The following is a 14,322-nucleotide window of genomic DNA, read 5'->3' on the forward strand; positions in this document are numbered from 1 at the left end:
AGCGAAATGGTAGGTACCGATACAATGGTTGCGAAACGAGTGCTCCACGAGGGACGAAGGTCGTAGCGGAACCTGAGGAGACGCCATGTACCACATCAGCCACGACAAGCGCAGCGAGCGGTCGGCCGAGACGATCTACGAGGGACTCCTCCGGTGCCTTGAGGAGAAGCCCTTCGACCGTATCACGGTGAGCGACCTGCAACGGGCCTCGGGCGTGGCGCGGACCACCTTCTACCGTTGCTTCGATGACGTCTCGGACGTGCTGACGTGGAGGTGCGACGCCTGCTTTGCCGAGGTCCTGGGCCAGTGCGGGCCCGAAGGGTTCGCCGATGAGCTGGGTCTTGTCCGGCGATACTTCGAGTACTGGATGCGTCACAGCGACATCCTCGAGCTGCTGGTGCGGATCGACCGGCAGGACATCATCTATGCCTGTCATATGCGGGCCGCCGATGCCCTGCAGGAGCGCTATGGCAGCGTGCCGGGTCTTCCCGATGGCGAGGGCGACTACTTCATGGCGCTGCGCACGGGCCTCACCATCAGCATCCTCACCACGTGGTTGAGGCGCGGTCGCACGGAGAGCCCGGACGAGGTCGCGGACATCGTGAAGGGGCAGGTGGCCATGATCGCGCGTGGCAGCGGGGCGTGAAGCTGACGAGGATCCCAGCAGAGGGGGATCTTGTCTAACTGACGCGCACCTGGCGGCGGCGAAGGCCCGCGGCGAGGGCGATTCCTGCAGTGCCAACCGCCACGAGTGGCGCCGTTGGGATGGTGCCGTCACCCGTGGCGGGGATGCTCGAAGTCGTGGCGGCCCTGACCGTGGTCGTGGTCTCCTGTGTGCCGGAACCCTCCGGTGCAGTTGCGACGCTGGCCACGGTCACGGTGACCCGTGCGCTTGTGTTGACCTCCGTGCCGTTCGCGAGGACGCGGACGGTATAGGTCACGGGATCGGTGCCGGTGTTAGCTGGGAAGGCGATGGAGCCCGTGGCCGTGCCGTCGGCGCCCACGGGGTAGGCGACGTGTGCCCACCCAGCGTCGATGGCGTTGCCGTCAGCATCGAAGACCTGCAGCGTGAGCGTATCGCTCACGTTCTCCGTGGCAGACGAGAAGGACAGCGTGGCCCCGCTGGCGGCCAGCTCGCACGAACCGCCGGCCACGAGCGTGCTCACCGTGTCGGGGAAGTCGACCGTGAACGTCATCGAGGTCGCACCGTCGTCGCTGGTGGAGATGGTGATGCCGGAGTCCACGCGGGCGGCCAGGTCATCGGACCCGTCGTACTCGAGCAGCTTGTCCGTGCCGAGCTCGATCGTGTTGATGGTGGTCTTGTTCATGAAGGGATACCGCCAGAGGGCGCGGCCGCCCCCGATTGAGCTCACCTCAGGGTAGATGGGCATGACGCCCGGTCGGTGCGTGGTCACGTTGACGGTGTTCTCCACGTCCTTGTCGCACTCGCTTCCTACGCCGCATCTGGTGGCGACGCCGTCGTCGACGTGCCACGCCACGATGCCTCCCCCGAGGTTCGCATAGGGATAGAGCTCTAGGTTGCTCGGCACCACCGCCTGGCCGAGGAAATAGAACGTCTGCAGCGCCTCGTCGAAGGATTCGTACTCGCGGTTCTCGATGAGGTAGTACTCGTCGGCGCTCACGTCTATGCGATAGCAGGTGTAGCCCGCGGCATCGGTCTGCGAGGTAACCGTGTACGTGCCGTCCTGGTCGATTCTTGTGGGCGTCACGAATCCCAGCAGTGTACGGCAGTATGCGTCGAGGTCGACGGGCCGAATCTCGCCTCCGAGTGTGGAACCGTTGGCACCCATGTCCATGGTCGACATACCGCCCACGGTGTAGTCCTTCCAGGCGCCGTCTCGGAGGTTGGTCGAGTCATAGAGGTCGGGGAGCCCCAGGTAGTGCCCCAGCTCGTGCGTGAACGTCCCGATGGTGTTGTGCCCCATGACCTCGCCGTCATACATGTCCTCGCCTACGGCGACGTAGGAGAGGGCTTCGACCCCGTCGACCGAGAAGGACGAGGTGGGGTATTGCGTGAACTTGGACTGGTGCGCCCAGATGGACGGCTGGTCGGTCGTCGTCGAGGCCTCATAACCGGCGATCACGAAGCAGATGCCCACCTCTTCGTTCTCCAGTTTGCCGTCATGGTTGGTGTCGAAGGAGGCGAAGTCGACATAGGGGGCGGCGGCTTGCAGCGCCTCCGACAGCGTCTCACCAAAGCCTCGCACCTTCTCGGCGTTGGTGAAGTCGCTGCTGATGTTGGGGTGGGCGTGGTCGATGGTGACGTGGACGATGCCGTCGTTGACGGCGTCCGCCGTGTTGGTGTCGCCGTCCGTGCCGTATGCGCACGTCTCGCTGGCAGGAAGCCAGGTGAACTGCCCGTCCGACATCTGGGAGTAGAACGCGGTGAGGCTGTACTCGCCTGAGTACATGTAAGTGCCCCAGTCATACGTGCTGTTATACGGGATGTGCGCGTAGGTAGCGGACGGGTCGCTCACGTCATCGAAGCCTACGACGATGGTGATGACGGGGATGGACTTCGTGGCCTGCGTGCTGGTCTCGGACTGCGTGGTGAGGCTCTCGGCCTCGACAGCTGTGGTGCTCTGGATGCTGTCGAGGGTGACGAGGTCCCCGGACCCGGAGGCGGAAAGCCCGTCGCCATCGACCGTGGCACCGGAGAGCTCTCGATAGGCGGTCTCGTCTGAGTCGGTGAGGTCGCTGCCGGTGAGCGCAGCATCGTCCACGGAATCCTGCGCGGCGGGGCCCAGCTGGAGCGCGCCGTCGGAAGCGCGTGTGACCTGGCGCCACGTGCTCGTGGCTGGGTCCTTCTGGATGAGGGTACCGGCCGAGGTCACGTACCAGCTGAAGCACTCGTCACCCTTGATGTAGCCGGTGAAGCTGGAGCCGTCGGGCTGGGCGAAGGTCTGTTCGGCCGTGGTAGCGGGGACGGCGACGGCAGACGCGGGCTGACCCATCATACAAGCGAGCGTGAGCACGGCGGCCAGGGCATAGGCGGCAAGGCGACGGGTGCTCGTCTGCGTGGTATGGCGAAGCATGGGACCCCTCCTCATCGGTGCTACGTCCGATGAGGTCATAGGCGGCCTCACGGAATACATATCAATGAGGATACGACTTCACGGTGCGCTGAAGGGCGGTATTCCCTCCGCGCACCGTGAGTGGTGCGACACCTAGCTGATGAGGTCTGCCAGGGCAGCGGACTTGTCACAGGCGCCCTTTGCCTGGGCGTCACCCTTGGCACCGACGCCCGCGGCCAGGACCTCGCCGATGACGTCCCAGCCCATGAGCTTGACGGAGCGCTCGAAGGCGAACCTCACGCCGTTCATGGTGGACTCGTCCTCGTCCATGCAGCAGGTGAGCAGTGCCGTCTGCTTGCCGGTGAACTCGTCGCCCTTGTGGAAGAGGCAGTACATGCGGTCGAGTACGGCCTTGAGCTGCGCCGTCATGCCGTACCAGTAGACAGGTCCCGAGAAGACCACGACGTCGGCGGTGAGGATGTCAGGTGCCACCGTGTTCCAAGGGTCGTCATCGAAGACGCAGGGCTTGCCTGTGGTGTAGCAGGCGTCGCAGGCGGCGCAACCATGGATCTTGAGCTTCTGGAGGTCGAGGGTCTCGACCTCGTGGCCGCTCTCCTTGGCACGCTCGGCGAGCGCTGCGCTCATAGACTGGGTGTTGCCGTTCCTGCGGGGAGATCCGTTCAGGATGACGACCTTGCTCATGGGTGCTCCTTGTCTGGGGTGAGGTGTTTGTCGTATGACATCATCGGCCCCAGACGGTGTCTTGTAAAATGCCTGGTCCGGATGCTGGGTATGCACTCGGTGCATGACGGCGGCACGACAGGCCTGGCGCAAATCCGAAGAAAGACATCGTCTGACTGAGCCATGGCGCGAGATACGACACTTGATGCTCACCAGTGCATGCGTTCTACCAGGCGTTACTTTGAGATTCAAAAACATATGTCATGACGGTGCGCTGCTCGAACCATGGCTAAGTTCGATTTTGTGGCAGCCGTCGAGGTCCGAACGGGCCTCGACGGCCGGACGGGCCGCCAGAGGCATGTCGAGGAGGCCGGTCTGCCATGTCTCCGTCACCTTTCCTCTTGCCATGTCCTGCCGTTTGGTGGCCAATGCGTCCATCCAGGTCACTTGTGGGTGATACTTGGTGCAAAGAGCTCCCGTGGAAGGGACAGCTATGGCCCGGGTCTTTCTTGGCAAGTCAGGTTCCTTCGAGGACGTGACGGCGCTTGCGGATGTCGAAGGCCCATCCGAGCGCGGTCTCTACTCAGTACGGTTCCTGAGCGCTCCCGAGAAGGTCTACCAGTATGGTGCCAAGCGGGTGGCCCTTGCCTCCGAGGTCTCGGTGTCATTCGATATGGGGGACCTTGTCTATGTGGACGGGACCCTCTTGGGCCATCCCACGAGTGTCACCCGGCTTGAGTCGGACAACCCCCTGTTCGGTACCCGCCTGGCCATCTCGTGGGACGATTCCCATGGCTTGCACCGCACGGGGACCTTCTTGGCAGGCACGGCCACGTTCGCAAGGCCTGCCGGGGCAAGCTCACTCTTCCGATATCTCGCTGAGGTCGCCAAGGCCACGCGGTCTGATGCGGGAGACCCTCTTGTGCGGGACTACCTTGTCAGGCAGTTCGAGGGGCTCGAGGGGGAGCGCCTTGCGACGACCGCGGCCGGACCACTTGCCGACCCCAAGGAACCCTGTGCCCTCATGGCGGAGGGTGTCGCGACGATCTATCCGTTCGGGTCGAACCTGAGTCAGATGACTGCGGTCGACGCGGCGCTTTCCAGTCGTCTCTCGCTCATACAGGGACCTCCCGGTACCGGGAAGACCCAGACGATCCTGAACATCATCGCCAACCTGGTCCTACGCGGACGGTCGGTCCTGGTGGTGTCACCTAACAACGAGGCGACGCGCAACGTGTCCGACAAGCTCGAGGCGGCGAGGTTCGGCTTTATCGTCGCAGAGCTTGGAAGGCGCGAGAATCGAGATGCCTTCGTGACATCCCAGGAAGATGAGAAGTGCTACCCGGACGATCTCAAGAGCTGGAGGCTCTCGGACTCGGAGCGAGAGGCCACCATCAATGAGGTGACCTCGAATCGGGACGTCCTCAAGGAACTCTACGAGAGGCGGCGCTCCCTCGCCAGCGATCGCGAGAGGCTGAGGGCCTTCGAGTTGGAATACGCTCACTTTGTCAAGACGGACCGGGTGGAACCGATCGCCGCGAGGTCGCGTTCGACGCCCGAGCACCTCTCTATCGTTCGCGACCAGGTCCGCTTCCTTTCCGATACGGCATCGTCGATGCCGCTCATGGACCGTGTGAGGGACGTCTTCCTCTGGGGTATCGGCAGATGGCATGACTTCGACGAGATGACGGTGGCCACAGAGGCCCGTCTTGACCGGGGGATCCTCGAGCGTGATCTGGACCTTGCCAGGTCGGAGGTCGCCAAGGCCGAGGAGGTACTCGCATCGCATGAAGAGGAGGACCTCGAAGGCTTGGTCCGCGAGAGGTCGATGGCATTGCTCCGCGACGCGCTCTTCCGGCGCTATCGGAGGTCCTCTGGCCATCGGCGGCGCACCTTCGACAACCCGTGGAAGGACCCGATGGACTTCCGCGACGAATACCCCGTCATCACAGCCACGACGAACTCCGCCCGTGCGCAGATGGGGAAGGGCGGAGTCCCCTTTGACTATGTCATCATCGACGAGAGCTCCCAGGCGGACCTGGTAACGGGTTTCCTCGCCTTGTCGTCTGCGCGGAACGCCGTGGTGGTGGGTGACACGCACCAGCTCCCGTGTGTCATATCCCAAAGGGACAGGGAGAGGGCGCGGCCCTGCTTCGAGAGCACCGGCCTCGCGGAACGTTACGACTTCACGAGGCATAGCCTCCTCGACTGTCTGGACGAGTGTGTGAGGACGGCAGGCCTTCAAGCTCCGATGACATTGTTGAGAGAGCACTATCGGTGCGACCCTGACATCATCGGCTTCTGCAACCAGCAGTTCTATGACGGCGAGCTGATTGTGATGACCAAGGCAGGGAACCCGTCCCGACCTGCTCTCTCGTGCGACCTCAGTCCCGACGCGAACCTCGATCGGAAGGCGACGTTCAACAAGGTCCAGGCGGAGATGTTCGCGCGGGATGTCCTCCCATCCCTTCTCGAACGCTATGACGCGAGCGACATCGGTGTGGTGACGCCGTACCGCAAGCAGGCCGATGGGATGAGGTCGGGGCTGCCTCTCGGCGTGGAGGTGGATACCGTCCATAAGTTCCAAGGGAGGGAGAAGGACGCCATAACCCTTGTCACACGCTCGAATGACATCAACGGTTTCATTGACAGCCCGAATCTCCTGAACGTCGCTGTCTCGCGGGCGAAGGGCTCCTTCTGCCTCATCGCCTCACCATGTGTGGTCACCGGGTCGAGCAACCTCGCGGACTTGAGGCGCTACATCGAGTACCACGCCGGGAAGGTCACACAGACCAAGGTGCGTCCTGCGTTCCCCCTGCTCTATCCTGCTCAGGCCGAGGGGCGGAAGGCCTTCGTCCTCAGACGTGGATATGACGAGACGGAAGAGTACTCCGAGATACAGGCAGAGGAGTACGTCAAGCTCGTGCTCGAGGAAATGGGGGTGACCTCGCAGATCGGCTATAGGCGGAACTATCCGCTGGCCTTGCTCTTCGAGGAGATGGGCCGGTTCGACGATGACGAGCGGCGGTTCATCCGGACCTCTGCCCATGCCGACTTCGTGCTCTTCCGCACAGTCAATCGCAGCCCCATACTCGAGATCGAGGTGAACGGCTCCCAGCACCTGACGGACCCCAGGCAGAGGAGACGGGATGCAATCAAGCGTTCCATCCTCGAGAAGGCCATGCTTCCGCAGGTGGTCTTCGAGACGAACGACGAGCGGGAGCAGGACCTTGGCATGCTCCAGAGGGCGCTCGAGGCCGCGCTTGGCTTCAAGGGTGATGCAGTGACACCGATGGGACCAGGTCATGCATCCGTCTCGGTCGCCGTGTCCACGCCTGAGATGCCTTTCGCTGACGGGCAGGATTCCCAGGCCACCAGCCTCCCTGGGCCTTCCGCTCGATGAGCCAGTACGTCATACCGCCCAGGAGGTAGGCGAGAAGGTCCCACGGGTCGCTTATACTGTGGGCTATGAGGAGCGGGACCACGTACTCCCATACCAGGCCGCATCCCAGGATGTAGGCGCCGCATGTGAGCGGCCGAACGATCCTGTGGCTCGGTCTGACGCCATCGAACAGCAGGTTGGTGTAGGCCAGGAAGGCCACGCCTGCGAGGTAGTCGTTGGCATGGCCGCTCATGAGCCACCCTGCGGCGGTGCCGGCAAGGGCAGCCTTGAGCACGACGTTGTTGGCCAGGTAGGCACCCATCGCACCTGCCAGGACGAGAAGGTCGCGTCGGCCGCACCTGCCTAGCCGAGCGCGCCAAAGAGCCAGAGCCCGAGGGCGATGCCGAACCCGATGATGAGTATCCATGAGCAGCATCCCCTCCCGCCTGCGTCAGCCATGAGGACCTCCTTGCCTGAGTCACCGACACCCATCGCGCGGGACAAGCCTAGTCGGGGCCTCGGACACAAATGCCGCATCGTCTGCCGTCGGGCGGGCGAGAGGGCACGTCTGCGTGCCCGTTGCGTAGAAACCGTCCCTGTGACGTCCCAAGCGGATAGACTCCCTTCTAAGGACATTCTTCCGCGTGTCTAACCGCTTGGGGGCCAGCATGGACGGCACCGATGCAGACAGGACCCCGAGGGGCCCCACGCCTGCCGAGCTCAAGGAGAAGTACGGCCTCTCCCGCCAGGAGCTCCAGAGGGTCATCGAGTCCATCCCTGCGAACGTCTTCTTCAAGGACACGCAGGGCCGCTACCTCATCGCGAGCCATACCTGCCAGATGATCAGTGGTGGGGACGAGGGCTTCACCCTCGTCGGCAAGACAGACCTGGACATCCAGCCAGACCACGAGCTCGGCCAGCGCTATCTCGACGAGGACCTCGAGGTGGCGGCGACGGGCAGGAGGTTCTCATATACCCAGGAGATGGTCTTCGAGGGCGAGAGCTACTACTACGAGATCAGCAAGAGCCCCGTCTATGACGATGACGGTCGGATCATCGGCGTGACGGGCTTCGTGAACGACGTGACCAAGGCCACGCGTCTGGGGAAGGAGCTCTACGAATACAGCGTCACCGACAGCATGACCCAGGCATACAACCGCTCCTACTACGAGCGGCATCCCCAGGAGTTCGCCCCGGCCGACCTGCCCGTGTCGGTCGTGATGGCAGACTGCGACAACCTCAAGTACCTCAACGACACCTTCGGTCATGACCAGGGGGACTACCTGATCACGAGCACCGTCGCCAACATCCGTCGGCATACCGGGAGGTCGGCCGAGATCATCCGCATGGGTGGCGACGAGTTCCTGATGCTCATCCCCGCCTGCGACGAGGCACGGTGCCGGTCGCTGCTCGCGGCCATCAAGGCCGACGAGGCCCGCGTCCACGTCCAGGACACGACGCTCTCCACCTCGTATGGCTACGTGGTGGTGGATGACGCCGCCATCTCGCTCGAGGATGCCGTGCGACTGGCCGACCGGTCGATGTACGAGGACAAGCGCCGGCGAGCCCAGCAGCATCTCTTCAAGGACCTGCGCGACGGGATCTGAGGCATCGGGAGGGCGGACGGCCATCGTCTGTGCCTCCCCGTCGCCCGTCCCTTGCCGTATCCTCGAGGGGACGCGTCATGCCCCGTCGAGCAGGAGGCCCGAGTTGACCCTACAGCAGCTGCGCTATGTGGCGAGCATCGTCGAGGCAGGCTCCTTCAACGAGGCCGCGCGCAACCTCTACGTGGCTCAGCCCACCCTCTCGGGTGCCATCAAGGAGCTCGAGCGCGAGCTGGGAATCCACATCTTCAACCGCACCTCTCGCGGTGCGACGCTCACTGACGAGGGCGCGGAGTTCCTCTCGTACGCACGGCAGGTGCTGGAGCAGGCCGACCTTCTGGAGCGCCATTACCTGGGGACCCCTCCGCAACCGCAGCTCTGTGCCATCTCGACCCAGCACTATGCCTTCGCCGTCGAGGCCTTCGTGGCGCTCATACGCGAGACGGGCGCCGACCGCTACAAGTTCACCCTGCGCGAGACGCGCACGCATGACATCATCGAGGACGTGGCATCCCTCAGGAGCGAGGCGGGGATCCTGTTCGAGAACGACTTCAACCGTTCGGTGCTCAGGCAGTGCATGGACGAGCACCACCTGGAGTTCCATCCGCTCTTCGAGGCCGAGCCCCACGTGTTCCTATCGCATGAGCATCCCCTGGCCGACCGCGACTCGATCCGCCTGCCCGACCTCGACCCCTATCCCCGCCTTGCCTACGAGCAGGGCGACGACAACTCCTTCTTCTTCTCGGAGGAGATCCTGAGCACGGTCGAGCATGCCAGGAGCATCTACGTGAGCGACCGGGCGACCCTGTTCAACCTGCTCATCGGCCTGAACGGCTATACCCTGTGCACCGGCGTGCTCAACAGCGACCTCAACGGCGACGACATCGTGGCCGTGCCGCTCGTGAGCGATGAGCGGATGCTGCTGGGATATGTCACCAACCGCCGTGCCTCGCTGAGCGCCATGGCGCAGCGCTACCTTGCCAAGCTCAGGGAGATCCTGTCGGCTGACGGCTTCGAGCTGCTGTCATAGCGGACAGGCGAGAGGAACGTGGCGGGCGGGCAGCCGCATAGGCACCTGCCCACCACGGGCGCTGCTCCGCTCAGGCCGCGACGATGTCGGACGCGGTTCGGTCATGCCCGAACAGGGATGCCGTCGCCTCGGTGATGCGTCGCGCCACCTCGGGGTCGTTCATCGTGTAGAGGTGCACGCCGTCGACCCCATGCGACACCAGGTCGACAATCTGGTCCACGGCATAGGCGATGCCGGCGTCGCGCATGGCGACGTCGTCTGAGCCGTAGCGGTCCATCATCGTCCGAAACTTCTCGGGCAGCTCTGCGTCGCACAGCCGCACCATCCGCCTGATCTGACGCTCGTTGACCACGGGCATGATGCCCGCCTCGATGGGCACCGTGATCCCGGCGCTGCGCGCGCGTGCCAGGAACTGGTAGAAGCTGGCATTGTCGAGGAAGAGCTGCGAGATGAGGTGGTTGGCCCCCGCATCGACCTTCTCCTTGAGATGGGCGAGGTCCGCATCCATGCTCGTGGCCTCGGGGTGCCGCTCGGGATAGCATGCCGCGAGGACCTCGAAGCCCTGGTCTGCCAGGAACCCGACCAGGTCGGCCGCGTGGGCGAAGTCCCCTGCAGGGACCCTCCCCTCCACCGTGTCGCCCCTGAGGGCGAGGACCCGGCTGACGCCCGCCTCCTTGAGCCCGTGCGCGATGCCCGACGCCTCGTCCCTGGTGAGGTAGAGGCAGGTGAGGTGGGCCACGGCTGGGATATGGTAGCGGTCCTGGATGTCCGACGAGATTCGTGTCGTCAGGGAGTCTGATCCCGCCCCTGCGGCACCGTAGGTGACGCTGATGAAGTCGGGGTGCAGCCCCTCGAGGCCGTCGAGCGTGCGATAGATGGTGCCGAGGGGGGCATTGCGCCGAGGGGGGAAGACCTCGAACGACCAGAGGGGTGCGCTCATGCTCCCAGCCCCTGCCTGACCTCGTGCGCGGCGGCGACGAGGTTCCTGAGCGACGGCTCGGTCTCGGCGGCCCCACGTGTCTTGAGGCCGCAGTCGGGGTTGACCCAGAGCTTGGCCGGATCGATCCTCTTGAGCATCGCCTCGAGGGCGGCCACGATCTCGTCGGTCGAGGGGACGCGTGGGGAGTGGATGTCATAGACGCCAGGCCCCACCTGCGTCTGGAAGTGCTCGCGGGCCAGGTCGTCCAGGATCTCGAGGTTCGAGCGGGAGGCCTCGAACGAGATCACGTCGGCATCCATGGCGTCGATGTCGCCGATGATGTCGCCGAACTCGCTGTAGCACATGTGCGTGTGGAGCTGCGTGCCGGCGGCGAGGCCGCTCCCCACCAGGCGGAAGGCGGGGATCGCCCAGTCGAGGTAGCCCTTGTGCCAGTCGGCCTTGCGCAGGGGGAGCTTCTCGCGCAGGGCGGCCTCGTCGACCTGGATCACACGGATGCCATGGGCCTCGAGGTCGAGCGCCTCGTCTCGGATGGCGAGGCCGATCTGGAGGGCCTGCTCGCGCCGGCTCACGTCCTCGCGGGGGAACGACCAGTTGAGGATCGTGACCGGTCCGGTGAGCATGCCCTTGACCGGCTTGTCGGTGAGGCTCTGGGCATAGGCCGACCAACCCACCGTGATGGGCCGTGCGCGGGAGACGTCGCCCCAGATGATGGGGGGCTTCACGCAACGGGTGCCGTACGACTGGACCCAGGCGGCATCGGTGAAGACGAACCCGTTGAGGTTGTCGCCGAAGTACTCGACCATGTCGTTCCTCTCGTACTCGCCATGCACGAGCACGTCGAGCCCGACCTCCTCCTGGAGCCTGATGCACGAGGCGATCTGCCCCTTGAGGAAGGCCTCGTATCCGGCATCGTCGAGCTCGCCCTTGTTGTGGCGGGCGCGCGCCGACTTGACCTCGGCCGTCTGGGGGAACGACCCGATGGTGGTGGTGGGCAGGAGGGGGAGTCCCAGCTCGTCCCTCTGGATGTCGGCTCGCTCGGGGCGGGTCGGCGTGCGCGTGAAGTCCGCGTCGACAAGGGTCGCGACCCGCGAGCGCACGGCCTCGTCGGCGCCTGGTCGTGCCTCCGAGAAGAGCCGGTCGTTGGCGGCCAGCGCCGCGTCAGCGTCGCGGCCCTGCTGCGTGAGGTCGGCAAGCCGTCCGAGAAGGGCGAGCTCGTCGAGCTTCTCGTCGGCAAAGGCGAGGTGTTCGGTGACGTGGGCGGGAAGGCCCTTCTCGGCGTCGACGGAGTAGGGCACATGGAGCAGCGAGCACGCCGTGGACAGGACGATGGGGGCATTCGTCGCCGCGGCCAGCCCGTCGATGGTCGCGAGCGTCGTGCGCAGGTGATTGCGCCAGATGTTGCGTCCGCTCACCACACCCGCGAAGAGGGTGGTGCCCTCGGGCAGGGGATGCTGTCGGACGAGCTCGCATGCTTGCTCGCCCTCGACGAGGTCTATGCCGATGCCGTCGAATCCCAGGGAGCATATGTCCTGGAAGCAGTCGCGGGTGTCGCCGAAGTAGGTCTGCAACAGGACCTTGGCGTCCCCCTTGGCCGACAGGACCTGGCGGTAGAGGCTGGAGACCAGCGTGACGTCCTCGCCTGTGAGGTCGCCCACCAGCGACGGCTCGTCGAACTGCACCCACTCGGCCCCTGCCGCGGCGAGGCGCCCGAGCAGGTCGGCATAGGCGGCTGCAGCCTGGTCGGCGAAGTCCGCTGCGGTGCGTCCGTCCTCGTAACGTGCGAGCGTGAGGAAGGTGTATGGGCCCACGAGCACGGGCTTGGTCCGGATGCCGGCCGCGGCCGCCTCAAGGTATTCGTCGAGGGGCTTCGTCGAGGCGAGGTGCAGGCTAGTGTCGGCGTCCAGCCGCGGGACGATGTAGTGGTAGTTGGTCGTGAACCACTTCTTCATGGGGCGGGCATGGACGTCTCCCGCCTCCGCCTGGTAGCCACGGGCCATCGCGAACATCGTGTCGAGGGGGGCAAGGCCGAGCTCACGGTAGCAACGAGGCACGGCATCGAGCATCAGGGAGGTGTCGAGCATGGTGTCATAGAAGGAGAAGTCGCCCGAGGGGATGAGGTCGATGCCGGCCGTCTGCTGGGTGTTCCAGTGCGTGAGGCGCAGGCTTGCGGCGAGGCCCTCGAGCTCGGCCGCGTCCATCTCATGACGCCAGTACCGCTGGACCGCGAACTTGAGCTCGCGTCGTGCGCCGATGCGGGGATACCCTACGACCGATGTCTGCATGCTGACCCTTCCCGTGGATGAGCGCCCCTCGGGCGTTCGCTTGCAAGGAAGGATAGGCGAAATCCTAGTAAATCGGTACTATCTATAATCTATGATATGCGATAGGAATAGACTATAGCATGGGAATCGGGACTCCCGCCACGATGACGGCTGCGTCGCCGTGGCGGCCCCTACAGTGTCAGCTCCTCGCTGCAGGTGGAGTGTGTGATCGTGGAGGCTGTGCTGCGTACCATCGTGGCCGACAGGTCGTCTGCCACCTCGAGCGGGTCGAAGTCGTTCCCATGCCATGAGAACGTCAGCCGGATGGCATCCTCGGCCTCGTCGTACTCGAGCCCTATGGAGAGTGGCTCCTGCGCCGAGAGCTCGCTCGCATGCGGGAGGATGGTCTGGATGCCCAGCTCCTCCACGCAGCGCAGGATCGAGTCGACCTGCCTGCGCGAGAGGGCATGACGCTTGCCGAACTCCTTGAAGGCGTTGTTCATGCCTACGAAGTCGAACCCTGCCGACACGATCTGGTAGCGGAAGACCTTGAGGTGCTTGATGAAGATGCGGGTGTTGGTGCCCTTGGGGTGCTCGAAGACCTCCTGCGGAGTGCCCTGCTCGTAGACGATGCCCTCGTCCATGAACAGGACGCGGGTGGACACGTCATAGGCGAAGCGCATCTCGTGCGTGACGATGAGCATGGTCATGCCGGTCTGGGCCAGGCGCTTGATGACGGCCAGGACCTCGCCGACCATGGTGGGGTCGAGGGCGCTCGTGGGCTCGTCGAACAGGATCACGTCTGGGTGCATGGCGAGCGCGCGCGCGATGGCGGCACGCTGCTTCTGGCCACCCGAGAGCTCGCTTGGGTAGGCGAGCGCCCGCTCGGTGAGGCCCATCGATGCCAGGAGCCGCATCCCCTCGTCGTAGGCGTCCTGGCGGCTGGTCCCCTTGAGCTCGACCGGTGCCAGCATGACGTTCTCGATGATGGTGAGGTGGTCGAAGAGGTTGAAGCTCTGGAACACCATCCCCATGTGCTCATGGACCTCGTTGATGTCCGTGGCGGGGTCGCAGGTGTCGGTCCCCATCACCGTGATGGTGCCCTCGGTGGGGACCTCGAGGTGGTCGATGCAGCGCAGGAAGGTCGACTTGCCGCAGCCCGACGGCCCGATGATCGAGATGACCTCGCCAGGCATCACCTCGGCGTTGACGTCCGTGAGCGGCGTGGCCTCGGCATAGGACTTCCTGAGGTGGGAGACCGTGATGATGGGCTCGCCCGTGCCCTGGGTGGAGGGCACCTGCGGGAGGTCCCTCTCGGGGGCCGTGCCCTGCGTCGCCTTCCAGGCGTCCATGTCGACGTCACGGACCTCCTTGGAACGGTGCGCGGGG

At 64.7% G+C, this 14,322-nt stretch carries 8 protein-coding genes and 1 pseudogene; 4 read left to right on the forward strand and 5 right to left on the reverse strand.

Annotated elements, in window-relative coordinates:
- The first annotated feature begins 85 nt into the window (after positions 1-85).
- Positions 86-646 (forward strand): TetR/AcrR family transcriptional regulator, encoded by a 561-nt coding sequence (locus LKE50_04535; protein MCH3967878.1) that lies wholly within the window; start codon positions 86-88, stop codon positions 644-646.
- Positions 647-680: 34 nt separating this feature from the next.
- Here the strand turns inward: LKE50_04535 and LKE50_04540 are convergent, their stop codons facing one another.
- Both LKE50_04540 and LKE50_04545 read right to left on the reverse strand, forming a co-directional pair.
- Entirely contained in the window at positions 681-3,056 is a 2,376-nt protein-coding gene (locus LKE50_04540) for a M6 family metalloprotease domain-containing protein (protein MCH3967879.1), read from the reverse strand.
- A 132-nt stretch (positions 3,057-3,188) separates the two neighbouring features.
- Complete coding sequence (locus LKE50_04545) at positions 3,189-3,737, reverse strand: flavodoxin family protein (GenBank protein MCH3967880.1); 549 nt, start codon at positions 3,735-3,737, stop codon at positions 3,189-3,191.
- A 472-nt stretch (positions 3,738-4,209) separates the two neighbouring features.
- Here LKE50_04545 and LKE50_04550 point away from each other — a divergent pair, with 472 nt between their 5' ends.
- The 3 genes from LKE50_04550 (at position 4,210) to LKE50_04560 (ending at position 9,732) form a co-directional block, all read left to right on the forward strand.
- Positions 4,210-7,119, forward strand: a complete 2,910-nt coding sequence (locus LKE50_04550) for an AAA domain-containing protein (protein ID MCH3967881.1) — start codon at positions 4,210-4,212, stop codon at positions 7,117-7,119.
- Between the two features lie 623 nt (positions 7,120-7,742).
- A complete protein-coding gene (locus LKE50_04555) occupies positions 7,743-8,705 on the forward strand; it encodes a GGDEF domain-containing protein (GenBank protein ID MCH3967882.1) in 963 nt (320 codons plus the stop codon).
- Positions 8,706-8,808: 103 nt separating this feature from the next.
- The gene (locus LKE50_04560; protein MCH3967883.1) at positions 8,809-9,732 is read left to right on the forward strand and encodes a LysR family transcriptional regulator; all 924 of its coding nucleotides are present in this window, start codon (positions 8,809-8,811) and stop codon (positions 9,730-9,732) included.
- A gap of 70 nt (positions 9,733-9,802) precedes the next feature.
- Here the strand turns inward: LKE50_04560 and metF are convergent, their stop codons facing one another.
- The 3 genes and pseudogenes from metF to LKE50_04575 all read right to left on the reverse strand — a co-directional run bounded on the left by metF (position 9,803) and on the right by LKE50_04575 (position 14,201).
- The gene (gene metF / locus LKE50_04565; protein MCH3967884.1) at positions 9,803-10,672 is read right to left on the reverse strand and encodes a methylenetetrahydrofolate reductase [NAD(P)H]; all 870 of its coding nucleotides are present in this window, start codon (positions 10,670-10,672) and stop codon (positions 9,803-9,805) included.
- The gene (metE, locus tag LKE50_04570) at positions 10,669-12,954 is read right to left on the reverse strand and encodes a 5-methyltetrahydropteroyltriglutamate--homocysteine S-methyltransferase (protein ID MCH3967885.1); all 2,286 of its coding nucleotides are present in this window, start codon (positions 12,952-12,954) and stop codon (positions 10,669-10,671) included. The genes metF and metE overlap by 4 nt, the downstream gene beginning before the upstream one ends.
- 563 nt (positions 12,955-13,517) lie before the next feature.
- Positions 13,518-14,201, reverse strand: a pseudogene (locus tag LKE50_04575) (amino acid ABC transporter ATP-binding protein).
- Between the last annotated feature and the right edge of the window lie 121 nt (positions 14,202-14,322).

This window comes from Atopobiaceae bacterium (genome assembly GCA_022483015.1).
In the GTDB taxonomy this organism is placed as follows: Bacteria; Actinomycetota; Coriobacteriia; order Coriobacteriales; family Atopobiaceae; genus JALCUE01.

Excerpts from the sequence above, each read along its gene's own strand:
- LKE50_04540 (MCH3967879.1), bottom strand. The coding sequence starts at position 3,056 with ATGCTTCGCCATACCACGCAGACGAGCACCCGTCGCCTTGCCGCCTAT.
- LKE50_04550 (MCH3967881.1), top strand. The coding sequence starts at position 4,210 with ATGGCCCGGGTCTTTCTTGGCAAGTCAGGTTCCTTCGAGGACGTGACG.
- metF (MCH3967884.1), bottom strand. The coding sequence starts at position 10,672 with ATGAGCGCACCCCTCTGGTCGTTCGAGGTCTTCCCCCCTCGGCGCAAT.
- metE (MCH3967885.1), bottom strand. The coding sequence starts at position 12,954 with ATGCAGACATCGGTCGTAGGGTATCCCCGCATCGGCGCACGACGCGAG.
- LKE50_04545 (MCH3967880.1), bottom strand. The coding sequence starts at position 3,737 with ATGAGCAAGGTCGTCATCCTGAACGGATCTCCCCGCAGGAACGGCAAC.
- LKE50_04535 (MCH3967878.1), top strand. The coding sequence starts at position 86 with ATGTACCACATCAGCCACGACAAGCGCAGCGAGCGGTCGGCCGAGACG.